The sequence below is a fragment of the Staphylococcus sp. HMSC06C11 genome, assembly GCF_001808345.1.
Classification (GTDB): Bacteria; Bacillota; Bacilli; order Staphylococcales; family Staphylococcaceae; genus Staphylococcus; species Staphylococcus capitis.
The window spans coordinates 1-24,177 of sequence record NZ_KV793039.1 but is presented as its reverse complement, the minus strand read 5'-3'; the positions used below and the strand labels follow the sequence as shown (position 1 = coordinate 24,177).

The window sequence follows — 24,177 nt, the reverse complement described above, 5'->3', positions numbered from 1 at the left end:
GAGGAGGAAAAACTGTGTCAAGTAATGAATTATTATTAGCTACTGAATATTTAGAAAAGGAAAAGAAAATTCCTAGAGAAGTACTTATCGATGCTATTGAAGCTGCGCTAATCACTGCATATAAGAAAAATTATGACAGTGCAAGAAATGTAAGAGTAGAATTGAACATGGACGAAGGTTCGTTTAGAGTTATTGCTCGAAAAGAAGTCGTAGAGGAAGTCTTCGATGATAGAGATGAAGTAGATCTAAGCACTGCATTGGTAAAAAATCCAGCTTATGAAATTGGTGATATCTATGAAGAAGATGTTACTCCTAAAGACTTTGGACGAGTAGGCGCACAAGCAGCTAAACAAGCAGTTATGCAACGTTTAAGAGACGCTGAAAGAGAAATCCTATATGATGAATTTATTGATAAAGAAGAAGATATTTTAACAGGTGTGATTGACCGTGTCGATCATCGCTATGTTTACGTAAATTTAGGTAGAATTGAAGCTGTTTTATCTGAAGCTGAAAGAAGCCCTAACGAAAGTTACATCCCTAATGAACGTATTAAAGTTTATGTAAACAAAGTTGAACAAACAACAAAAGGACCTCAGATTTATGTTTCAAGAAGTCATCCTGGTTTATTAAAACGTTTATTTGAACAAGAAGTTCCAGAAATTTATGATGGAACTGTCATTGTTAAATCTGTAGCACGTGAAGCAGGAGACCGTTCTAAAATCAGTGTTTACTCTGATAATGCAGATATCGACGCAGTAGGTGCATGTGTAGGTTCTAAAGGTGCACGTGTTGAAGCTGTTGTTGAAGAACTTGGTGGAGAGAAAATAGACATCGTTCAATGGAATGAGGATCCGAAAGTATTCGTTAGAAATGCTTTAAGCCCATCACAAGTTCTAGAAGTTATTGTTGACGAAGAAAATCAATCAACAATAGTGGTTGTACCTGATTACCAACTTTCTCTAGCAATAGGTAAACGTGGTCAAAATGCGCGTCTAGCAGCTAAATTAACTGGTTGGAAGATTGATATTAAATCTGAATCTGATGCACGTGAAGCAGGCGTTTACCCTGTAATTGAATCTGAAGAAGTTGCAGATGAAATCGTAAACACTGGTGATGAAGATGTTGAATTTGATGACGTTAATTTAGAAGAATCTAATTTAACAACAGCAGAATTAGCTGCAGAGACTGATGAAGAAAAAGACTCTGATGCTGAAGAAGATAAAAATACAGAAGAATAGATTGGAGTGTTAACTTATGAAAAAGAAAAAAATTCCAATGCGAAAATGTATTATATCTAATGAAATGCATCCAAAGAAAGATATGATTCGAGTAGTCATCAATAAAGAAGGCGAAATCTTTGCAGATGCGACTGGTAAGAAACAAGGTCGTGGAGCATATGTTTCTAAAGATGTTTCTCTAGTTGAAAAGGCTCAACAAAAAGAGTTACTTGAAAAGTACTTTAACGCCTCTAAAGAAACACTAGAGCCGGTATATAAAGAAATTATTCGTTTAATTTATAGAGAAGAGATTCCTAAATGATTAAAGATCAAATATTTAATTTCCTGGGCTTAGCAATGAGAGCAGGAAAAGTTAAAAGTGGAGAATCTGTTATTTTAAACGACATTAAAACCAATAAGATAAAACTCGTAATCGTAGCAACCGACGCGTCTGACAATACTTTGAAAGTTATGAAAGATAAGTGCAATAGCAACCAAGTTCCATTAAGGAATTTTGGAACGAGGGCTGAATTAGGGGGAGCACTTGGTAAAGGCGAGAGAGTTAATATTGGTGTAACAGATAATGGTTTTGCTAAAAAGTTATTATCAATGATAGATGAATATCGTAAGGAGTGATTATATGAGTAAAAAAAGAATTTACGAATATGCAAAAGAATTAAATCTAAAGAGTAAAGAGATTATAGATGAGTTAAAAAGTATGAACGTTGAAGTGTCGAACCATATGCAAGCTTTAGAAGACGACCAAATTAAAGCTTTAGATAAAAAGTTCAAAAAAGAACAAAACACAGACGACAAACAAAATACTCAAAATAATCACCAAAAATCTAATAATAAACAAAATCAAAATAATAAAGGCAATCAATCGAATAAAGATAAACAAAATAACAAAGGTAATCAACAAAAAAACAATAACCAACAAAAGAATCAAAACAAAAAAAATGGTCAGAACAATAAAGGCAAGCAACAAAATAAAAATAATAAAAACAATAAAAATAACAAAAATAATAAACAGCAAAATCAAGCTGCAGAACCTAAAGAAATGCCTTCAAAAATTACTTATCAAGAAGGAATTACTGTTGGTGAATTAGCTGAAAAACTTAATGTTGAATCTTCAGGTATCATTAAAAAATTATTCTTATTAGGAATTATGGCTAACATTAACCAATCATTAGATGAAGAAACACTAGAATTAATTGCAGATGATTATGGTGTGGAAATTGAGCAAGAAGTAGTTATTGATGAAGAAGATTTATCTATTTATTTCGACGATGAAACTGAAGATCCTGATGCGATCGAAAGACCAGCTGTTGTTACAATTATGGGACACGTTGACCATGGTAAGACAACATTATTAGACTCTATTCGTCATACTAAAGTTACTGAAGGAGAAGCTGGAGGTATCACTCAACATATTGGTGCTTACCAAATTGAAAATAATGGAAAGAAAATTACTTTCTTAGATACTCCTGGACACGCAGCATTTACAACTATGCGTGCGCGTGGTGCTCAAGTAACAGATATTACAATTCTTGTAGTAGCTGCTGACGATGGCGTTATGCCACAAACAATTGAAGCAATCAACCACGCAAAAGAAGCAGATGTCCCTACAATTGTGGCAGTTAACAAAATTGATAAACCAACTGCAAATCCTGACCGTGTAATGCAAGAATTAACGGAATATGGTTTAATACCAGAAGATTGGGGCGGTGACACAATCTTTGTACCACTTTCTGCTTTAAGTGGTGATGGTATCGAGGATTTACTAGAAATGATTGGACTTGTTGCAGAAGTTCAAGAACTTAAAGCCAATCCTGACAAACGTGCAGTAGGTACAGTTATTGAAGCTGAACTTGATAAATCACGTGGACCAGCTGCTTCCTTATTAGTACAAAACGGTACATTAAACGTTGGTGATTCAATTGTAGTAGGTAATACGTATGGTCGTATCCGAGCAATGGTTAATGACTTAGGTAAACGTATTAAATCAGCAGGCCCTTCAACACCTGTAGAAATCACTGGTATCAATGATGTACCACTTGCTGGAGATCGATTTGTAGTATTTAGTGATGAGAAACAAGCACGTCGTATAGGTGAAGCGCGTCATGAAGCAAGCGTGATTCAACAACGTCAAGAAAGTAAAAATGTTTCATTAGATAACTTATTTGAACAAATGAAACAAGGTGAAATGAAAGATTTAAATGTAATTATTAAAGGTGACGTTCAAGGTTCAGTAGAAGCATTAGCTGCTTCATTAATGAAAATTGATGTAGAAGGCGTAAATGTACGTATTATCCACACTGCAGTAGGTGCAGTTAATGAATCAGACGTAACATTAGCAAATGCTTCTAATGGTATCATCATTGGCTTTAATGTACGACCAGATGCTGGCGCAAAACGTGCTGCTGAAGCTGAAAATGTTGATATGAGATTACACCGCGTTATCTATAACGTAATTGAAGAAATTGAATCTGCTATGAAAGGTTTACTGGACCCTGAATATGAAGAACAAGTGATTGGTCAAGCTGAAGTTCGTCAAACATTCAAGGTGTCTAAAGTTGGTACAATTGCTGGTAGTTACGTGACTGAAGGTAAAATCACACGTAATGCGGGTGTACGAGTAATTAGAGACGGTATTGTATTATTCGAAGGTGAATTAGATACATTAAAACGTTTCAAAGATGATGCTAAAGAAGTAGCTCAAGGTTATGAGTGTGGTATTACTATTGAAAAATATAATGACCTAAAAGAAGGCGACATTATCGAAGCGTTTGAAATGGTTGAAATTCAACGATAATAAATGTTTGAACTAATGAAATCTCCTCGCTATTTAGTAAAATAGGGAGGAGATTTTTAATAAAGCACATTGCTAAGAATAATATGATTTAATAAAATATTACTTGCTAAAGTAAATTTAATTTTAAAGAAAAATAAAATAAAGAGGTGAAATAAGATGAGTAATATGAGAGCTGAACGTGTTGGAGAACAAATGAAACAAGAAATCATGGATATCGTTAATAATAAAGTAAAAGATCCAAGAGTAGGATTTCTAACTATTACTGATGTTGAACTAACTAATGACTTATCTCACGCCAAAGTTTATCTCACAGTATTAGGTAGTAAAAAAGAGGTCGACAACACATTTAAAGCACTTGAAAAAGCTAAAGGTTTCATTAAATCTGAGCTAGGTTCAAGAATGCGTTTAAGAATTATTCCTGACTTAACATTTGAATATGATGAATCAATAGAATACGGAAATAAAATTGAACGCATGATTCAAGATTTACACAAAGAAGATAAATAAATTCTCAATTATAGTAGGTAGGCAGATTCATACAAATTTAAATGTATCTGCTTACCTACTTTTTTATATAAAAATAGTGGGCAATTATATCTAAAGAGATGTTATAATGATTGAGGTAAAATTAACTGTAGATTAAAGGTGTGACAACATGTATAACGGTATATTACCCGTATTCAAAGAAAGAGGTTTGACGAGCCATGATGTCGTTTTTAAACTTAGAAAAATATTAAAAATGAAGAAGATCGGACACACAGGTACGTTGGACCCTGAAGTGGATGGGGTTCTTCCAATATGCCTTGGTAATGCTACTAGAGTGAGTGATTACGTGATGGAAATGGGAAAAACATATAAAGCTGAAGTTACTCTAGGAGTAAGCACAACAACTGAAGATCAAACTGGGAATACATTAGAGGTTAAAGGAATTGATAAAGACGATGTTACAGAACGGGATATTGATCAAACGCTTGAGAAATTTTTAGGCGTTATCGAACAAATTCCACCAATGTATTCATCAGTTAAAGTTAAAGGAAAAAAACTTTATGAGTATGCCCGTAATAATGAAGAAGTCGAAAGACCTGTAAGACATGTTCTTATCAAAAATATTTATAGAACTTCAAATTTAACTTTTCAAAACAACCAATGTCATTTTGAAATTGAAGTGAGTTGCGGTAAAGGCACATACATCAGAACTTTAGCTACTGATATTGGTAAGAAATTAGGTTATCCAGCGCATATGTCACGTTTGACAAGAGTTTCCTCAGGTGGTTTTCAAATCGACAAAAGTTTTAAATTAAAACAAATTAAGGACATGCATGAGCATGATTCATTACAAGATAAGCTATTTCCTATAGAATATGGCTTAAAAGGATTGCAAGAGATTGAAATAAATGATGAAGCATTTAAGAAAAGAATTTTAAATGGACAAAAATTTAATGTTAGAGACATAGATCAAGAAATAGAGTCACAGTTTGTTTTTATTGATCAAATGTCAAAAAAAGCATTAGCTATTTATATGGTACATCCTGAGAAGATAAATGAAATTAAACCGAAAAAAGTATTTAACTAAAGGAGAAATACATTTATGAAAGTGATAGAAGTTACCCATCCCATTCAAAAAGATCAATTAATTAATGAAAATGTTGCGATGGCGTTTGGTTTCTTTGATGGCATGCATAGAGGTCACGACAAGGTGTTTCAAGCTTTGAATCAAAAAGCGGAAGAAAATAATCTTAAGAAAGCTGTAATGACATTTGACCCGCATCCATCTGTTGTTTTGAATCCCGAACGTAAACGTACGACTTATTTAACACCACTTTCAGATAAACTAGAAATGATTGAACATCATGACGTAGATTACTGCATAGTTATTAATTTTTCTTCTCGTTTTGCTAGCGTCACTTCTGAAGAATTTATTCAAGAATATGTAATTAATAATAATGTAAAAGAAGTGATTGCTGGATTTGATTTTACTTTTGGGAAATTCGGAAAAGGAAACATGACTGTTTTACAAGAATCTAATGATTTTAAAACTACAATCGTAGGTAAACAAGAATTGGATTCTGAAAAGATTTCAACAACCGCTATAAGAGAAGCATTAACTGAAGGCAATTTAAGAAAAGCAAACGAAGAACTTGGTTATCTTTATAGAATTAAAGGAACAGTTGTTCAAGGAGAGAAACGAGGCAGAACTATAGGCTTCCCAACGGCAAACGTTCAACCAAGCGACGATTATGTGTTACCAAAAAAAGGTGTATATGCTGTTAGTATGGAAATTGGTCCAGAAAGTAAAATATATAGAGGCGTGGCCAATGTAGGAGTTAAACCAACTTTCCATGATCCAGCTAAAGCTGAAGTCGTTATAGAAGTAAATATTTTTGATTTTGATGAAAATATTTATGGCGAACGAGTTACTGTGTATTGGCACTATTTCTTGAGACCGGAAGTTAAATTTTCAGGTATAGATCCATTAGTTGAACAAATGAATGAAGATAAAGACCAAGCAAAATATTTATTATCTGTTGATTTCGGTGATGATGTATCGTATAATATTTAAAGTTGAGGAAGAAACGCTAAGATAAATAGCTTACTTCTAAAATACCTTTTTCTTAGTAGGTCGAGTCTCCGACGCCTAACTCAGATTAAGGAGTTAAATTATATTAAGGAGGAAATTGATTATGGCAATTTCACAAGAACGTAAAGATGAATTAATTAAACAATACCGTGTACACGAAACTGATACTGGTTCTCCAGAGGTTCAAATCGCTGTTTTAACTGCAGAAATCGCTGCATTAAACGAGCATTTACGTGAACACAAAAAAGACCACCATTCACGTCGTGGATTATTAAAAATGGTAGGTCGTCGTAGACACTTATTAAACTACTTACGTAGTAAAGATATTCAACGTTACCGTGAACTAATCAAATCATTAGGTATCCGTCGTTAATCTTAATATAGAATTAGGAAAGCACCAGTTGAATGGTACTTTCCTTTTTTTATTATCGTACATAATAAAAAATATAAAAATATGTGAATAAATGATATGATGTAAGTAATAGAATTAAGAGAGGAGATTCATAATGTCTCAAGAGAAGAAAGTTTTCAAAACTGAATGGGCTGGACGTTCTTTAACGATTGAGACAGGACAATTAGCTAAACAAGCTAACGGTGCTGTTTTAGTACGTTATGGAGATACAGTAGTATTATCAACTGCTACTGCTTCAAAGGAACCTAGAGATGGTGACTTTTTCCCATTAACAGTGAACTATGAAGAAAAAATGTATGCAGCAGGTAAAATTCCTGGTGGATTCAAAAAAAGAGAAGGGCGACCTGGAGACGAAGCGACACTGACAGCTCGATTAATCGATAGACCTATTCGTCCACTATTCCCTAAAGGATACAGACATGATGTTCAAATTATGAATATCGTACTAAGTGCTGATCCAGATTGTTCACCTGAAATGGCTGCAATGATTGGTTCTTCAATGGCTTTAAGCGTCTCAGATATTCCTTTTCAGGGACCAATTGCAGGCGTAAATGTAGGTTATGTTGATGGAAATTATGTCATTAACCCTTCAGTTGCTGAAAAAGAAGTTTCTAGATTAGATTTAGAAGTAGCTGGCCATAAAGATGCTGTAAATATGGTAGAAGCAGGGGCTAGTGAAATTACAGAAAGTGAAATGCTTGAGGCAATCTTCTTTGGACATGAAGAAATTAAACGTTTAGTTGCATTCCAACAAGAAATCATTGATCATATTCAACCTGAAAAACAAGAATTTATTCCAGTTGAACGTGATGAAGCACTCGTTGAAAAAGTGAAAGCTTTAACTGAAGAAAAAGGATTAAAAGACACAGTTCTAACCTTTGATAAACAACAACGTGATGAAAATCTAGATGCGCTTAAAGAAGAAGTAGTTGCACATTTTATTGATGAAGAAGATCCAGAAAATGAAGCGCTTATTAATGAAGTGTATGCAATTTTAAACGATTTAGTGAAAGAAGAAGTAAGACGTTTAATTGCAGATGAAAAAATTCGTCCAGATGGTCGAAAAGTAGATGAAATACGACCACTTGATTCTGAAGTTGGCTTGTTACCAAGAGCACATGGTTCTGGATTATTTACTCGTGGACAAACACAAGCTTTATCAGTGTTAACTTTAGGCGCTTTAGGCGATTATCAACTTATTGATGGTTTAGGACCAGAAGTAGAAAAACGATTTATGCATCATTATAACTTCCCTAACTTCTCAGTTGGTGAAACAGGACCTGTACGTGCACCTGGACGTCGTGAAATAGGACATGGTGCTCTAGGTGAAAGAGCTTTACGTTATATTATTCCTGATACAGCTGATTTTCCATATACAATTCGTATAGTAAGTGAAGTATTAGAATCAAACGGTTCTTCTTCACAAGCATCAATTTGTGGTTCAACACTAGCTCTAATGGATGCAGGTGTGCCTATTAAAGCTCCTGTAGCGGGTATTGCAATGGGACTTGTGACTCGTGATGATAGCTATACGATTTTAACTGATATTCAAGGTATGGAAGATGCACTTGGTGATATGGACTTCAAAGTGGCTGGTACTAAAGAAGGTATCACAGCTATTCAAATGGATATTAAAATTGACGGTTTAACACGTGAAGTTATTGAAGAAGCATTAGAACAAGCACGTCAAGGACGCTTGGCCATTATGGATCACATGCTACAAACAATTGACCATCCTCGAATAGAATTAAGCGCTTATGCACCAAAAGTTGTAACTATGCATATTAATCCTGATAAAATCAGAGATGTTATAGGACCTGGTGGTAAAAAAATCAACGAAATTATTGATGAGACAGGCGTTAAATTAGACATCGAACAAGATGGAACAATCTTTATAGGCGCTGTAGATCAAGCTATGATTGATCGAGCGAAAGAAATTATTGAAGATATTACACGTGAGGCTGAAGTAGGTCAAGTTTATAATGCTAAAGTAAAACGTATTGAGAAATATGGTGCTTTCGTTGAGCTATTCCCAGGCAAAGATGCACTACTTCACATTTCACAAATATCTAAAGAAAGAATAAATAAAGTTGAAGATGTATTAAACATTGGCGATTCAATTGAAGTTAAAATCACAGAAATTGATAAACAAGGTCGTGTCAATGCATCTCATAAAGCTTTATTAGATGATTAGATTTAACTATTAAGGTTGAGTATTCTTAAATGAATGCTCAATCTTTTTATTTTATTGTAAAAAATAAAGTCAGTTTAAAAGTTTCATTTCAATTAGTTATTTTAATTTAAATGATAATTCAAAATGTTCAAGCGGTTCAACCGTGCAATAATAGTGTACATCACGCATATTTTAACTTATAATAAATGGTGAGTTTATATATGGACGGGTCATTATTTATAGGAGGTATCATTTTGAGTTTAATAAAGAAAAAAAATAAAGATATTCGCATCATACCACTTGGTGGTGTAGGCGAAATCGCTAAAAATATGTACATCGTTGAAGTAGACGATGAAATGTTTATGTTAGATGCGGGATTAATGTTCCCTGAAGATGAAATGTTAGGTGTGGATATCGTTATTCCTGACATTCAGTACGTAATTGAAAACAAAGATAAATTAAAAGGTATTTTCCTTTCACATGGTCATGAGCACGCAATTGGTGCAGTTAGCTATATTTTAGAGCAAATTGACGCGCCAGTTTATGGTTCTAAATTAACGATTGCACTTATTAAAGAAAATATGAAGGCCCGTAATATTAAGAAAAAAGTGCGCTACTATACAGTATCCCATGATTCAGTAATGAAATTTAAAAATGTGAATGTGAGCTTCTTTAATACTACACACAGTATTCCAGATAGCTTGGGGATTTGCATTCATACTTCTTATGGTTCAATTGTATATACAGGAGAATTTAAATTCGACCAAAGTTTACATGGTCAATATGCACCTGATATGAAGCGCATGGCTGAAATTGGTGATGAAGGTGTATTTGCTTTAATTAGTGATTCTACAGAAGCAGAAAAACCTGGCTATAACACTCCTGAAAATGTCATTGAACATCACATGTATGACGCATTCACTAAAGTTAAAGGAAGACTTATTGTTTCTTGCTATGCATCAAATTTTATTCGCATACAACAAGTTCTAAATATAGCTAGTAAATTGAATCGAAAAGTATCATTCTTAGGTCGCTCACTAGAAAGTTCATTTAATATTGCTCGTAAGATGGGATATTTTGATATTCCGAAGGATTTATTAATTCCTATCAATGAAGTTGATAATTATCCTAAAAATGAAGTTATTATTATTGCAACTGGGATGCAAGGTGAACCTGTAGAGGCTTTAAGCCAAATGGCTCAAAAGAAACATAAAATTATGAATATTGAAGAAGGCGACTCAGTATTCTTAGCAATCACGGCTTCTGCTAATATGGAAGTAATCATAGCTGATACTTTAAACGAACTTGTACGTGCAGGGGCACACATCATCCCTAACAATAAAAAAATCCATGCTTCAAGTCATGGTTGTATGGAAGAATTAAAAATGATGTTAAATATAATGAAACCTGAATACTTTATTCCAGTGCAAGGTGAATTTAAAATGCAAATTGCTCACGCTAAGTTAGCAGCAGAATCAGGTGTAGCACCTGAAAAGATTTTCTTAGTTGAAAAAGGTGATGTGATTAATTACAACGGTAAAGATATGGTACTCAATGAAAAGGTAAATTCAGGTAATGTACTTATCGATGGTATTGGTGTCGGAGACGTAGGTAATATTGTCTTAAGAGACCGCCATTTATTAGCTGAAGATGGAATTTTCATTGCTGTTGTCACGCTAGATCCTAAGAATAGACGTATCGCTGCAGGACCTGAAATTCAATCAAGAGGGTTCGTTTATGTTAGAGAAAGTGAAGAATTATTAAATGAAGCCGAAGAAAAAGTGCGTACAATTGTAGAAGCAGGTTTACAAGAAAAACGTATAGAATGGTCTGAAATTAAGCAAAATATGCGAGATCAAATTAGCAAATTATTATTTGAAAGCACGAAACGTCGTCCAATGATTATTCCAGTAATTTCTGAGATTTAATCTTAATAAATAACATTTGAAGAGGTTGGGACAATTGTGTATAGCAAATCATTTAAGTGATTTAAGATGATTATGCTCTGCAACGAGGTCTTCTTAATTTTTGTTCAAACATATCTAATTGGGATATAAGAATAATTGAGATGGCTTTAAACAATTAATTGTCCCTGCCTCTTTCATCTTATTAAATATATACATAATAGTTATTATTAGGCCATAATTAAATAACTGTGAAAGATTAAAAAAGAAGGTGTGAAATCTTGCCACAAACAAAGAAAAAAACAACGAATAGAAGGAAAAGTAATGCTACGCGTAAAAATAGTAAAAGAAAAAAACAAAATGAGAGCCCTTTACGCTACATCATTGCTATTGTCATAATTATTCTTGTCGTTTTAGGAGCTTTTCAATTAGGCATAGTTGGTCAAATGATTGATAGTTTCTTCAATTATCTATTCGGTATGAGTAGATTTCTGACTTATATTTTAGTGATTCTAGGTACAGTCTTCATTACATATTCTAAAAAAATTCCTAAAACGCGTCGAAGTATTGGTGCGCTTGTTTTGCAACTTGCTTTGCTATGTATAACGCAACTTTATTACCATTTTAGTAAAGGCGTGTCATCTGAAAGAGAGCCAGTATTATCATATGTTTATAAATCATATGAACATACACACTTTCCTAACTTCGGAGGAGGTTTAATAGGTTTTTACTTATTTAAATTATTAATACCTCTTATATCAATAGCTGGCGTTATAATTATTACTGTTCTACTAATAGCTTCAAGTATCATACTTTTATCAAACTTAAGACATAGAGATGTAAGTAAAAGCCTATTTGAAAGTATGAAATCATCTAGTAAAAGTGCTTCAGAATCGTTTAGAGACAAAAGAGAAACGAGTAAAGCTAGAAAAGAAGAGAGGGCTCAATTAAAAGCAGAAAGATCTGAAGAGAAAAAGAGAAAGAAAGAACAAGAAAGATTGCAACAAGAAAATGTCAAAGATGTTAGTGATCTTCCTGAAGTTCCGCAAAATAATGACATACCTATTTACGGGCACAGTGACCAAGAAGATAAAAGCAATAGTGCACCTAAGACACGTAAAAAGCGTATTTTTGATCATGAGGCTAATAGTAGTGAAATCACTTCAAACTCACAAGATATTAAACAGAGTGACAACAAAGGTAATGTTTCAAGTTCTAATGAAGACAATGACAATGATAGTAGTAACGCTGAAGGATCAATCTCTGAAGCTGGAGAAGTAGCAAATGTGGAGTATGTGGTTCCACCTTTATCATTACTTAATCAACCAGCTAAACAACAGTCTACTTCTAAAGCTGAAGTTCAAAGAAAAGGTCAGGTCTTAGAATCTACAATGAAGAATTTTGGTGTCAATGCGAAAGTGACCCAAATTAAAATTGGTCCTGCGGTAACTCAATATGAAGTTCAGCCAGCTCAAGGTGTTAAAGTAAGTAAAATCGTTAACTTACATAATGACATTGCTTTAGCATTAGCAGCGAAAGATGTTCGTATAGAAGCTCCTATTCCTGGACGTTCAGCAGTAGGAATCGAAGTTCCTAATGACAAAATTTCATTAGTATCACTTAAAGAAGTTTTAGAAGAGAAGTTTCCATCTCAACATAAATTAGAAGTTGGTATTGGACGAGATATATCTGGAGAACCTGTATCTATACAACTCAATGAAATGCCTCATTTACTTGTAGCAGGTTCTACAGGTAGTGGTAAATCAGTATGTATCAATGGAATAATCACAAGCATTTTACTTAATGCTAAGCCGCATGAGGTAAAACTTATGTTAATTGATCCGAAAATGGTAGAATTAAACGTATATAATGGCATACCTCATCTACTTATCCCGGTAGTAACTAATCCACACAAGGCATCGCAAGCGCTTGATAAAGTAGTTGCAGAAATGGAACGTCGTTATGATTTATTCCAACATTCTTCAACAAGAAATATCGAAGGATATAATCAGTATATTCGTAAACAAAATGAAGAGTTAGAAGAGAAACAATCAGAACTTCCTTACATTGTAGTTATTGTTGATGAGTTAGCAGATTTAATGATGGTCGCAGGTAAAGAAGTTGAAAATGCGATTCAACGAATTACTCAAATGGCTAGAGCTGCAGGTATTCATTTAATAGTAGCTACTCAAAGACCTTCTGTTGACGTAATCACTGGTATCATTAAAAATAATATTCCTTCACGTATAGCTTTCGCGGTAAGTTCACAAACTGATTCTAGAACTATTATAGGTTCAGGTGGTGCCGATAAGTTATTAGGTAAAGGTGATATGTTATATATTGGTAATGGTGAATCGACTCAAACACGTATCCAAGGTGCCTTCTTGAGCGATAAGGAGGTTCAAGATGTAGTGGACTACGTTGTAGAACAACAAAAAGCAAATTATGTAAAAGAAATGGAACCTGACGCACCAGTTGATAAATCAGAGATGAAAAGTGAAGATTCCTTATATGATGAAGCCTACTTGTTTGTAATAGAACAACAAAAAGCGAGCACATCTTTATTACAAAGACAATTTAGAATTGGTTATAATCGTGCTTCACGATTAATGGACGATTTAGAACGTAATCAAGTCATCGGTCCTCAAAAAGGAAGTAAACCAAGACAAATTCTAGTTGATTTAGATAATGATGAGGTGTAAAAATGTCGGAAATGAATGCGATTTATAGAGTTAAACAATACATTTTAAAGTTAATAAAAAATGGAGAATTGGATAATTCTGGTAAGCTACCAAGTAATTTATCAATTGCACGTGCACTCAACGTGAAAACGGACGATGTTTATGATGGAATTGGTGAATTAATTACCGAACAAATTGTAACTGATAATTTTGAAGAGGGGACTAGTGTTAAAAAACAGCCTCCCTTCTTTTATCCATTAGATAAGTTAGTAAGTATTAGTAATATGATTGAAGAAGCTGGGTATAAAGCAGGTATAGAATATTTAAATTTTGATGAACAACCAGCAACTATTCTTGATGCTGAATTATTAGAAATAAGTGATAAAGAACCTGTGACTATCATTGAAAGATTAAGAACGGCTGATCAAATACCAGTAGTTTACTGTTTAGATAAAATCGCTAAACAAAATCTAACTTGTACAGACTATCAAAAAAGTAGTGGCTCTATATTAAGAGCTATTAAAGAATCAACAGGACATGAGGTTAAACATGCAGAAATGGACTTAGAAGCAATTAGTTATGAACCTCATATTTCAGAAGTGTTAAACGCTTCTCCACATGAAGGTTTAATGCTATTAAAGGTAGTTCATTATGATGAGCAAGATCAACCTATTTTATATTCATTAAACTATATTAAAAGTAGTTTGGTTAAATTTAAAATAAATAAAAGCTAAGTAAATATTAAATGTTTTTACAGGAATGGGAGGTATGCCGTTTGGAAAATAATACATTAGACAATTCCAATATACATATTAACGTTTTACCAACTAAAAAATTTAAAACAACCATGGTGACCTTTAAATTTATGGCGCCATTAGATTATAAAACAATAACGGCGCGTTCAATTTTAAGTAAAGTCTTAGTACGTGCTACACAACAATGGCCTAACGATAAAGTGTTAAATAGACATTTATCATCATTATATGGTGCATATATCAATAGTTTTGTATCTAAATTTAAGGATAAACATGTGATTACAATTTCTTTAGAAATTGCTAATGAGCGTTATTTAAAGGACTCAACTCCATTATTTGAGAAGGGTCTTAAGACGCTTAAAGAACTTATTTGGAATCCTTTAATTATTGACGAACAGTTTAATGAGAACTATGTAGCACAGGAAAAATCTTTGCTCACTAAAAAGCTTGAAGCAATGATTGATAATAAAGCTCAATATTCATTTTTAAAATTAATGAATCATATGTTTGAAAATGAACCCTATAAATATTTAGCTACAGGTCAAGTAGAACAAATACCTCATGTTACTGCTAAAAACTTGTATGATACATATAAATCAATGTTACATAACGATGATTGTGCAATTTACGTAGTTGGAAATGTAGATAAACAAAATGTGATAGATACAATACAAGAAAACTTTAATATTAAACCATTCAAATTTGAAAGTAATAATCGACCTGAGCATATAGATCAAAATAAATCATCTAAATTTATCATTGATAATGATGAAGTGGACCAAGCTAAACTCAATCTTGGTTATCGTTTCCCAACTTATTTTGGGAAAGAGAACTATTATGCATTCGTAGTTTTAAACATGATGTTTGGTGGCGACCCTTCTTCAGTGCTATTCAATGAAGTTCGAGAAAAGCAAAGTTTGGCCTATTCTATACATTCACAAATCGATGGAAAGAATGGATTTTTATTTGTTCTTAGTGGAGTTTCGGCTTCTAAATATGAGATTGCCAAAGATACTATTTTAGATGAATTTGAAAAATTAAAGAATGGTAATTTTGATGATGGTAAATTAGAGTTGGCAAAGAAAATTATTATCTCTCACAGACATGAATCTACTGACAGACCTAAAAGTATTATCGAACTATTACATAATCAGGTGTTATTAGACAAACCTCAATCTGAAGAAGAATTCATCACTGCAATTAATGCTGTCACAAGAGAAGATGTTATAAAATTAGCTAATAAAGCTATGCTAGATACAATCTACGTTTTAACGAAAGGAGGTCAAAGTGAATAATGAAGGTACATAATTATGAATTGATAGATGAGAAAGTCTACGAACATGAACTTGATAATGGGCTAAAGCTGTTTATAATACCTAAACCAGGATTCCAAAAAACATTTGTGACTTATACGACGCAATTTGGTTCTTTAGATAATCATTTCAAACCTATTGGAAGCCAACAATTTGTAAAAGTGCCAGATGGTGTAGCGCATTTTTTAGAACATAAACTTTTTGAAAAAGAAGAAGAAGATTTATTTACAGCTTTTGCCGAGGAAAATGCACAAGCAAACGCATTTACAAGTTTTGACCGTACAAGTTATTTATTTAGTGCTACAAGCAATATTGAGAGTAACATTAAGCGTTTATTAGATATGGTTGAAACGCCTTATTTTACTGAAGAAACGGTTAATAAGGAAAAGGGTATCATTGCTGAAGAAATTAAAATGTATCAAGAACAACCTGGTTACAAATTAATGTTCAATACTTTGAGAGCGATGTATTCAAACCATCCTATTCGCGTCGATATTGCTGGTAGTGTGGAGAGTATTTACGATATCACTAAGGATGATTTATACCTTTGTTATGAAACTTTTTATCATCCATCAAATATGGTTTTATTTATTGTTGGTGACGTAAACCCTCAAAATATGATTGATTTAGTAGAACAACATGAGGCAAAGCGAAATAAGACCAACCAACCTAAGATTGAGCGTGCAGAAATTGATGAACCCATTGAAGTGAATCAACACAACGTTACAGAGCAGATGAAATTGCAATCTCCAAGGTTAATGTTAGGTTTTAAAAATCAACCACTTAAAGAAAGCTCGGAAAAATATGTACAAAGAGATTTAGAAATGACATTTTTCTATGAGTTGATTTTTGGAGAAGAAACGGATTTTTATCAACATTTATTAAATAAAGATTTAATTGATGAAACTTTTGGATATCAATTTGTGCTTGAACCTAGCTATAGCTTTTCTATTATTACCAGTGCAACACAGCAACCGGATGAATTAAAAGAATTATTACTTAATGAATTGAAGAAGTACAGAGGACAATTAGTTGATCAAGAAGCTTTCGACTTATTAAAAAAACAATTTATCGGAGAGTTTATTTCAAGTTTGAATTCACCTGAGTATATTGCTAATCAATATGCGAAATTATATTTTGAAGGTGTAAGTGTTTTTGACATGTTAGAAATTGTTGAAAATATAACACTCGAAAGTGTTAATGAAACATCTGAACTATTTCTAAATTTTGAACAACTTGTCGATAGTCGTTTGGAGATGAAACCATAATGAAAGCACTCGTACTTGGTGGTTCAGGTACTATAGGTTTAGCGATTGTTAAGCAACTCTTAAATGAAGGGTATCACGTAATTGTTCACTATCACTCTTCTAAATTAGAAGCCTTGAAACAAAAATTTAATCATAACCAAAATGTAGAATTCATCCAATGTGATCTATCTCAAAATCTAAATTTAGAAGATTATTTTGGACACATTAATGATTTGGATTGTCTTATTTATACTAGCGGCACTGCATTATATGGCATGTTACAAGATATGAGCGATGATGATATCGATAAGAGTTACGCTCTTCACTTAAGACAATTTATACGTTTATCCAGATTTTTTGTAGATATTTTAAGAAGAAGTGAAAACGGCCGAATTGTAGTTATTTCTTCTATTTGGGGAGAAACAGGTGCAAGCATGGAAACTATTTACTCAGCTATGAAAAGTGCTCAAATAGGTTTCGTTAAAGCGCTTAGTCAAGAACTTGCGCTTACGTCAGTAACCGTAAATGCTATAACTCCAGGATTTGTTTCAGGTAATATGAGCAAGGTGTGGTCAGAAGAGGAAAGAGATTCAATACTTCAAGAATTACCTCAGAATAGAATGATTGAACCTGAAGAGGTGGCCCATGTCTGTGCGTATTTGTGTCACCCCATGTCTAGAAGTATTACAGGTACTGTTCAAAAGGTAAATGGAGCATGGTATTTATAAAAATTTAAAGTATTTTGTAAGTAATTTAGGTTTTGATTTTATATGAAAATAAATACAATTCCTAAGTGCGCGTTTCTTAATCGATGTTATAATGTTTTTAAATCATACTTTGAAAAAAGCTTTCAAGTGCGTGATTGAAAACAAGGGGTGGTTAAATCATGGCAGTAGCAGAAAGAAAAGAATGGTATCTTGAATATGAGATTACAATTAATCGTGCAGGATTACTTGGGGACATATCAAGTTTATTAGGTATGTTAGGAATTAGTATTGTTACAATTAATGGTGTTGATCAAGGCAAAAGGGGTTTACTTATCAAAACTGATAAACTAGAAAAAGTTGAACGTTTTGAACAAATAGTTAAAGAAATTAATGAAATTGACATTACCAAATTAAGAATACCAGAACTTAGAGATCGTCTTGCAGTTAGACATGGCAGATACATAGAACAAGATGCGGATGATAAAAAAACGTTTAAATTTGAGAGAGAAGATTTAGGTTTACTTGTAGACTTTTTGGCTGAACTTTTTAAAGAAGAAGGACATAAGTTAATAGGAATACGAGGTATGCCACGTGTAGGTAAGACAGAATCAATTGTTGCTGGAAGCGTATGTGCGCATAAAAGATGGCTGTTTATTAGTTCTACTTTAATTAAGCAAACAGTAAGAAGTTCTTTAATCAAAGGTGAATATGATTCAAATCATGTTTATATTATTGATGGCGCAGTGACGGCTCGTGAATCTAATCCTAAGCACCAAGATTTAGTTAGAGAAGTTATGACACTCCCTTCGATTAAAGTAGTTGAGCATCCAGATTTATTTGTAGAAGCGTGTAATTATAGCATGGAAGACTTTGACTATATCATTGAATTAAGAGAAAATGAAAATCAAGAAATACATTATGATGAAATGAAAAAACAGACGATTCAAAGTAAAAATAATTTAGATTTCGGTGATCCATTTGGTGGAGGATTTGGTTTCTTTGAATAGGTTTGAGGAGGGCTATGTGTGAAAACTGTTGGTGAAGCATTAAAAGGTAGACGTGAAAGATTAGGTATGACTTTAAATGAACTTGAGCAACGAACACAACTTAAGCGTCAAACTCTGATACATATAGAGAATAATGATTTTGATTTATTAGCCAAAAAGGATTACACAGAGGGATTTATTCGTAAATATGCTAATGTAGTCAACATTGAACCTAATCAACTTATTGAGGCTCATCGTGACGAAATACCAAATAATCAGAATCAAATTGATGAATTAATTGCTGCTTTCTCGAACGGTGAAGCTCCCTCGTATCGAAGTAAGTCAAAAGAAACGATGCAATTGATAATGCTAATTGGTTTTATAGTAATAGTTTCTTTAATACTTTGGATTCTTGCAGTGTTAATTATATAAATAAAGTTTAAGAAATGAGGATTTATTATGAATATACCGAATCAGATTACGGTATTTAGAGTTATATTGATACCCGTTTTCATACTATTTGCGTTAGTAGATTTCGGATTTGGAAAGGTATCTTTTTTAGGCGGGTATCACATTAGAATTGAAATTTTAATAAGTGCAATTATTTTTATTCTTGCATCGTTAAGTGACTTTGCAGATGGATATTTAGCACGTAAATGGCAACTTGTTACAAATATGGGTAAATTTTTAGATCCATTAGCTGATAAACTTTTAGTAGCAAGTGCTCTTATTGTAATGGTGCAATTAGGTTTTACGAATTCAGTTGTAGCTATAATAATTATTGCACGTGAATTTGCGGTTACAGGCTTACGTTTATTACAAATTGAACAAGGATTTGTAAGTGCGGCGGGTCAACTAGGTAAAATTAAAACAGCAGTCACAATGGTTGCGATTATTTGGATACTACTAGGTGATCCACTCGTTCATTATATTCATTTTCCACTCGGTGTGACATTACTTTATATAGGAGTGTTTTTCACTATCCTTTCTGGCATTGAGTATTTCTACAAAGGTAGAGAAGTATTTAAACAATCTAAATAACATACGAATTTACAAGACTAGGCTTTATAAAAGTAAGATTATAAAGTTTAGTCTTTTTTTGAACTCTTTTTTTAGATTTATTAAATCAGAAAATATATAATGAATTTATTGCGAAAAAAGATGATCAAAGGGGTGAAAGTTGATGAAAGTATCTATAATTGCTGTAGGTTCTGAATTACTTTTAGGTCAAATAGCTAACACGAATGGTCAGTATTTATCCAAACTATTTAATAGTATTGGTAAAAACGTGGTTGAGCATACTGTAATTGGAGATAATCCGGAAAGATTGGAATACATTATCAGACAAGGATTTGAACGTTTTGATACTCTTGTGTTAACAGGTGGGTTAGGACCTACTAAAGACGATTTAACTAAACATACTGTAGCTAAAGTTTTAGGTAAAGAATTAGTTACTGACGAGGCTTCTTTAGAATATATTGAGAGTTATTTCAAAGAGCAAGGACAAGAAATGACACCTAATAATAAACAACAAGCATTGGTTATTGATGGTTGCAAAGTATTACCAAATAAAACTGGTATGGCGCCGGGAATGTTAATTGAAAAGAATGATAAAAAGGTTGTGCTTTTACCAGGGCCTCCTAGTGAAATGAAGCCCATGGCAAAGAATGAGCTATTACCTTACTTACTAGATGACGATAGCGTCATTTTTTCAGAGTTATTAAGATTTGCCGGAATAGGTGAATCTAAAGTTGAGACCATACTCATGGATCTTATAGAAAATCAAACTAATCCAACTATAGCTCCTTTAGCTGGAACACATGAAGTTTATATTAGAATTACTGCCAATTCTGATTCAAAGAATGATTGCAAAAATCTTATTGCCCCCGTCAAGAGGGAAATACTCGATCGTATAGGTGATTATTACTATGGATCTGATGACATTACTCTTGAGGAGGCTGTGATATCTAAAATAAATGAAACGTTTGCTATATATGATGGAGTAACAAATGGTGCTTTATATACAAGACTTAAAAATGTAGATCAAAATGATGTACTTAATGGATTGTTACCACACAATGGTTTATTTATAGACACTACAGATAGTATCCACGACCAATTATTTAATGCAGCGCAATATGTAAAAGATTTATACCAAACTGATTTGGGTATTGTTTTATTACATGAAAATGAAGACGTCTACTTAGCTATGTACGATGGAGAAGTATTAAACGTTGATACTTTTAAAATGACTCAAAGTAGAAATTTATTAAGAAGCAGAAGTCAAAATTATGCGATGATTAAATTATTAAAATGGTTTGAAAATCGATGATTATTCTTTTACTGTTTTAAAAATAAGTACGTTTGTTCGATTTTATATCATTTATAATTATAATTACACGAACAAATATTCGCAGAATGCTTGTGTTTTGAATGGATAGCTTGTATAGTAAAGATAAGATATTAAAAAAGATTACTTTCGTAATTAGGAGGTCTCGCTTTGGATAACGAACGTCAAAAAGCTTTAGATACAGTTATAAAAAATATGGAGAAATCATTTGGTAAAGGTGCTGTTATGAAATTAGGCGACAATAAAGGTCGTAAAGTATCAAGCACATCAAGTGGTTCTGTAACAGTGGATAATGCCCTAGGTGTAGGTGGTTATCCTAAAGGAAGAATTATAGAAATTTATGGACCTGAGAGTTCAGGTAAAACAACAGTTGCTTTACATGCAATTGCAGAGGTTCAAAAAAACGGTGGAGTAGCTGCATTCATTGATGCTGAACATGCACTTGATCCTGTATACGCTCAAGCTTTAGGCGTAGATATTGACAACTTATACTTATCTCAACCTGATCATGGGGAACAGGGACTTGAAATTGCTGAAGCATTTGTTCGAAGTGGTGCAGTTGACATCGTCGTGGTTGACTCAGTGGCAGCATTAACTCCTAAAGCTGAAATTGAAGGTGAAATGGGAGATACACATGTTGGTTTACAAGCAAGATTAATGTCTCAAGCTTTAAGAAAACTATCTGGTGCAATTTCTAAATCAAACACAACTGCAATCTTTATTAACCAAATTCGTGAAAAAGTTGGTGTGATGTTTGGTAATCCAGAAACTACACCAGGTGGACGTGCATTAAAATTCTATAGTTCTGTAAGATTAGAAGTAAGAAGAGCTGAACAACTAAAACAAGGCCAAGATATCGTAGGTAACAGAACTAAAATCAAAGTTGTTAAAAATAAAGTAGCACCTCCATTCAGAGTAGCTGAAGTAGATATTATGTACGGTCAAGGTATTTCTAAAGAAGGCGAATTAATTGACTTAGGTGTTGAAAATGACATCGTTGGTAAATCTGGTGCTTGGTACTCTTATAATGGTGATCGAATGGGTCAAGGTAAAGAAAACGTTAAAACTTATTTAAAAGAAAACCCTCAAATTAAAGAAGAAATTGATCGTAAATTACGAGAAAAATTAGGTATATTCGATGGAGACGTTGAAGAAACAGACGCTGAAGAAGAAGCACCTAAAACTTTATTTGATGAAGAATAATTTTTATTCAAAAGCATATATGTAAGTTTAAAATGGATGGCTTTTTGCTATCCATTTTTTTAGACTAAATTTTCACAATAACTAAGGATTTTAAACGTAGGATAAGGAATTTCATACCTTGACACTTCTCTGTCGAAAAACGTACAATTAGTGTGTATGATTCTTATATAATTTCATATAATCATATTGATTTTGATATACAGAGCAAACCCTAGATAAAGGAGGTGTTTATGTGAATTTATTAAGCCTCCTACTCATTTTGCTGGGGATAATTCTAGGCGTTGTTGTAGGGTATGTCGTTGCCCGAAATTTATTACACCAAAAACAAGTTCAAGCAAGACAAACTGCCGAAGATATTGTCAATTATGCTAACAAAGAAGCTGACAATATTAAAAAAGAAAAATTACTTGAGGCAAAAGAAGAGAACCAAATTTTAAGAGAACAAACAGAAAGTGAACTGCGTGAAAGACGTGGGGAACTTCAAAGACAAGAAACCCGACTTCTTCAAAAAGAAGAGAACTTGGATCGAAAATCTGATCTTTTAGATAAAAAAGATGAGATTTTAGAACAAAAAGAATCAAAAATTGAAGAAAGACAACAACAAGTAGATGCAAAAGAGAGTAGTGTTCAAACATTAATAATGAAGCATGAACAAGAATTAGAACGCATCTCCGGTCTCACTCAAGAAGAAGCTGTAAATGAACAACTTCAACGAGTTGAAGAAGAACTGTCACAAGATATTGCAATACTTGTTAAAGAAAAAGAAAAAGAAGCGAAAGAAAAAGTAGATAAAACAGCAAAAGAATTACTTGCTACTACAGTACAGAGATTAGCAGCCGATCATACAACTGAATCAACTGTATCAGTTGTTAATTTACCTAATGATGAAATGAAAGGTCGTATCATAGGTAGAGAAGGTCGAAATATTCGTACATTAGAAACGCTTACTGGTATAGACTTGATTATTGATGATACTCCAGAAGCGGTTATTTTATCAGGCTTTGACCCAATTCGACGAGAAATAGCTAGAACAGCATTAGTTAACTTAGTTTCAGATGGTCGTATTCATCCTGGTCGTATTGAAGATATGGTTGAGAAAGCTAGAAAAGAAGTTGACGATATTATTAGAGATGCAGGTGAACAAGCTACATTTGAAATTAATGTTCATAACATGCATCCTGATCTAGTTAAAATACTTGGCCGATTAAACTATCGTACTAGTTATGGCCAAAATGTGCTTAAACATTCTATTGAAGTGGCGCACCTTTCAGGTATGTTAGCTGCAGAGTTAGGCGAAGACGTTACTCTTGCTAAGCGTGCAGGTTTACTTCATGATGTTGGTAAAGCTATTGACCATGAGGTTGAGGGAAGTCACGTAGAAATAGGTGTTGAATTAGCTAAGAAATATGGTGAGAATGAAACAGTAACTAATGCTATTCACTCACATCATGGAGATGTAGAGCCAACTTCTATTATTTCTATTTTAGTTGCGGCTGCAGATGCCTTATCAGCAGCAAGACCGGGTGCTCGTAAAGAGACACTTGAAAACTATATTAGAAGATTAGAAAGATTAGAAGCTTTATCTGAGAGCTATGATGGAGTTGAAAAAGCATTTGCAATTCAAGCAGGTAGAGAAATTCGTGTAGTTGTCTCACCTGAAGAAATTGATGATTTAAAATCATACAGATTGGCTAGAGATATCAAAGATCAAATCGAAGAAGAATTACAATATCCTGGTCACATCAAAGTGACAGTTGTTCGAGAGACTAGAGCAGTAGAATATGCAAAATAATTTTAGAGCCACTTACCGGTAAATCGGTTAGTGGCTCTTATGCT

The 24,177-nt window shown here is 33.2% G+C and carries 20 protein-coding genes and 2 pseudogenes; all 22 read left to right on the top strand.

The genetic code is table 11. The features are described from left to right. Positions 1 to 14: 14 nt before the first annotated feature. The 22 genes and pseudogenes from nusA (at position 15) to rny (ending at position 24,133) form a co-directional block, all read left to right on the top strand. The gene (gene nusA / locus HMPREF3154_RS05980; RefSeq protein WP_002436342.1) at positions 15 to 1,238 is read left to right on the top strand and encodes a transcription termination factor NusA; all 1,224 of its coding nucleotides are present in this window, start codon (positions 15 to 17) and stop codon (positions 1,236 to 1,238) included. Positions 1,239 to 1,254: 16 nt separating this feature from the next. Then, positions 1,255 to 1,539, top strand: a complete 285-nt coding sequence (gene rnpM / locus HMPREF3154_RS05975; RefSeq protein ID WP_002436310.1) for an RNase P modulator RnpM — start codon at positions 1,255 to 1,257, stop codon at positions 1,537 to 1,539. After that, positions 1,536 to 1,853: a L7Ae/L30e/S12e/Gadd45 family ribosomal protein gene (locus HMPREF3154_RS05970; RefSeq protein WP_002436350.1), complete on the top strand. Its 318-nt coding sequence runs from the start codon at positions 1,536 to 1,538 to the stop codon at positions 1,851 to 1,853. Before rnpM ends, HMPREF3154_RS05970 begins: the two co-directional genes overlap by 4 nt. Before the next feature lie 4 nt (positions 1,854 to 1,857). Next, positions 1,858 to 4,032 carry a translation initiation factor IF-2 gene (gene infB, locus HMPREF3154_RS05965; protein WP_023350386.1) on the top strand — a complete coding sequence of 725 codons (2,175 nt, stop codon included), beginning with the start codon at positions 1,858 to 1,860 and terminating at the stop codon, positions 4,030 to 4,032. Positions 4,033 to 4,188: 156 nt separating this feature from the next. Further along, positions 4,189 to 4,539: a 30S ribosome-binding factor RbfA gene (gene rbfA, locus HMPREF3154_RS05960; protein ID WP_002436301.1), complete on the top strand. Its 351-nt coding sequence runs from the start codon at positions 4,189 to 4,191 to the stop codon at positions 4,537 to 4,539. Between the two features lie 148 nt (positions 4,540 to 4,687). Further along, positions 4,688 to 5,605, top strand: a complete 918-nt coding sequence (gene truB, locus HMPREF3154_RS05955; protein ID WP_023350385.1) for a tRNA pseudouridine(55) synthase TruB — start codon at positions 4,688 to 4,690, stop codon at positions 5,603 to 5,605. Positions 5,606 to 5,620: 15 nt separating this feature from the next. Further along, positions 5,621 to 6,592, top strand: coding sequence for a riboflavin biosynthesis protein RibF (gene ribF / locus HMPREF3154_RS05950; protein ID WP_002436322.1), 972 nt, complete (start codon positions 5,621 to 5,623; stop codon positions 6,590 to 6,592). 121 nt (positions 6,593 to 6,713) lie between these two features. Next, a complete protein-coding gene (gene rpsO / locus HMPREF3154_RS05945; RefSeq protein ID WP_002436359.1) occupies positions 6,714 to 6,983 on the top strand; it encodes a 30S ribosomal protein S15 in 270 nt (89 codons plus the stop codon). A gap of 133 nt (positions 6,984 to 7,116) precedes the next feature. After that, complete coding sequence (pnp, locus tag HMPREF3154_RS05940) at positions 7,117 to 9,216, top strand: polyribonucleotide nucleotidyltransferase (RefSeq protein WP_023350384.1); 2,100 nt, start codon at positions 7,117 to 7,119, stop codon at positions 9,214 to 9,216. Positions 9,217 to 9,449: 233 nt separating this feature from the next. After that, on the top strand, positions 9,450 to 11,123 hold the full coding sequence (rnjB, locus tag HMPREF3154_RS05935) for a ribonuclease J2 (protein ID WP_002469869.1): 1,674 nt from the start codon (positions 9,450 to 9,452) through the stop codon (positions 11,121 to 11,123). 257 nt (positions 11,124 to 11,380) lie between these two features. Beyond that, positions 11,381 to 12,236 (top strand): annotated as a pseudogene (locus HMPREF3154_RS11795) (DNA translocase FtsK 4TM domain-containing protein); the annotation flags it as partial. Positions 12,237 to 12,340: 104 nt separating this feature from the next. Then, positions 12,341 to 13,801, top strand: a pseudogene (locus HMPREF3154_RS11790) (DNA translocase FtsK); the annotation flags it as partial. A 2-nt stretch (positions 13,802 to 13,803) separates the two neighbouring features. After that, positions 13,804 to 14,514: a GntR family transcriptional regulator gene (locus tag HMPREF3154_RS05925; RefSeq protein WP_023350381.1), complete on the top strand. Its 711-nt coding sequence runs from the start codon at positions 13,804 to 13,806 to the stop codon at positions 14,512 to 14,514. 41 nt (positions 14,515 to 14,555) lie between these two features. After that, complete coding sequence (gene yfmF / locus HMPREF3154_RS05920; RefSeq protein ID WP_023350380.1) at positions 14,556 to 15,830, top strand: EF-P 5-aminopentanol modification-associated protein YfmF; 1,275 nt, start codon at positions 14,556 to 14,558, stop codon at positions 15,828 to 15,830. Continuing rightward, a complete protein-coding gene (gene yfmH, locus HMPREF3154_RS05915; protein ID WP_023350379.1) occupies positions 15,830 to 17,116 on the top strand; it encodes an EF-P 5-aminopentanol modification-associated protein YfmH in 1,287 nt (428 codons plus the stop codon). Before yfmF ends, yfmH begins: the two co-directional genes overlap by 1 nt. Next, the gene (gene ymfI, locus HMPREF3154_RS05910; protein ID WP_023350378.1) at positions 17,116 to 17,823 is read left to right on the top strand and encodes an elongation factor P 5-aminopentanone reductase; all 708 of its coding nucleotides are present in this window, start codon (positions 17,116 to 17,118) and stop codon (positions 17,821 to 17,823) included. The genes yfmH and ymfI overlap by 1 nt, the downstream gene beginning before the upstream one ends. A gap of 158 nt (positions 17,824 to 17,981) precedes the next feature. Then, on the top strand, positions 17,982 to 18,809 hold the full coding sequence (locus HMPREF3154_RS05905) for a YmfK family protein (protein ID WP_002436330.1): 828 nt from the start codon (positions 17,982 to 17,984) through the stop codon (positions 18,807 to 18,809). 18 nt (positions 18,810 to 18,827) lie between these two features. Further along, positions 18,828 to 19,220 carry a helix-turn-helix domain-containing protein gene (locus HMPREF3154_RS05900; RefSeq protein WP_002436354.1) on the top strand — a complete coding sequence of 131 codons (393 nt, stop codon included), beginning with the start codon at positions 18,828 to 18,830 and terminating at the stop codon, positions 19,218 to 19,220. 27 nt (positions 19,221 to 19,247) lie between these two features. Next, on the top strand, positions 19,248 to 19,829 hold the full coding sequence (gene pgsA / locus HMPREF3154_RS05895) for a CDP-diacylglycerol--glycerol-3-phosphate 3-phosphatidyltransferase (protein WP_023350377.1): 582 nt from the start codon (positions 19,248 to 19,250) through the stop codon (positions 19,827 to 19,829). A 142-nt stretch (positions 19,830 to 19,971) separates the two neighbouring features. Next, the gene (locus tag HMPREF3154_RS05890) at positions 19,972 to 21,120 is read left to right on the top strand and encodes a CinA family nicotinamide mononucleotide deamidase-related protein (protein ID WP_023350376.1); all 1,149 of its coding nucleotides are present in this window, start codon (positions 19,972 to 19,974) and stop codon (positions 21,118 to 21,120) included. A 168-nt stretch (positions 21,121 to 21,288) separates the two neighbouring features. Further along, positions 21,289 to 22,341 (top strand): recombinase RecA, encoded by a 1,053-nt coding sequence (gene recA, locus HMPREF3154_RS05885; RefSeq protein WP_023350375.1) that lies wholly within the window; start codon positions 21,289 to 21,291, stop codon positions 22,339 to 22,341. A 232-nt stretch (positions 22,342 to 22,573) separates the two neighbouring features. Next, complete coding sequence (rny, locus tag HMPREF3154_RS05880) at positions 22,574 to 24,133, top strand: ribonuclease Y (protein ID WP_023350374.1); 1,560 nt, start codon at positions 22,574 to 22,576, stop codon at positions 24,131 to 24,133. The last annotated feature ends 44 nt before the right edge of the window (positions 24,134 to 24,177 follow it).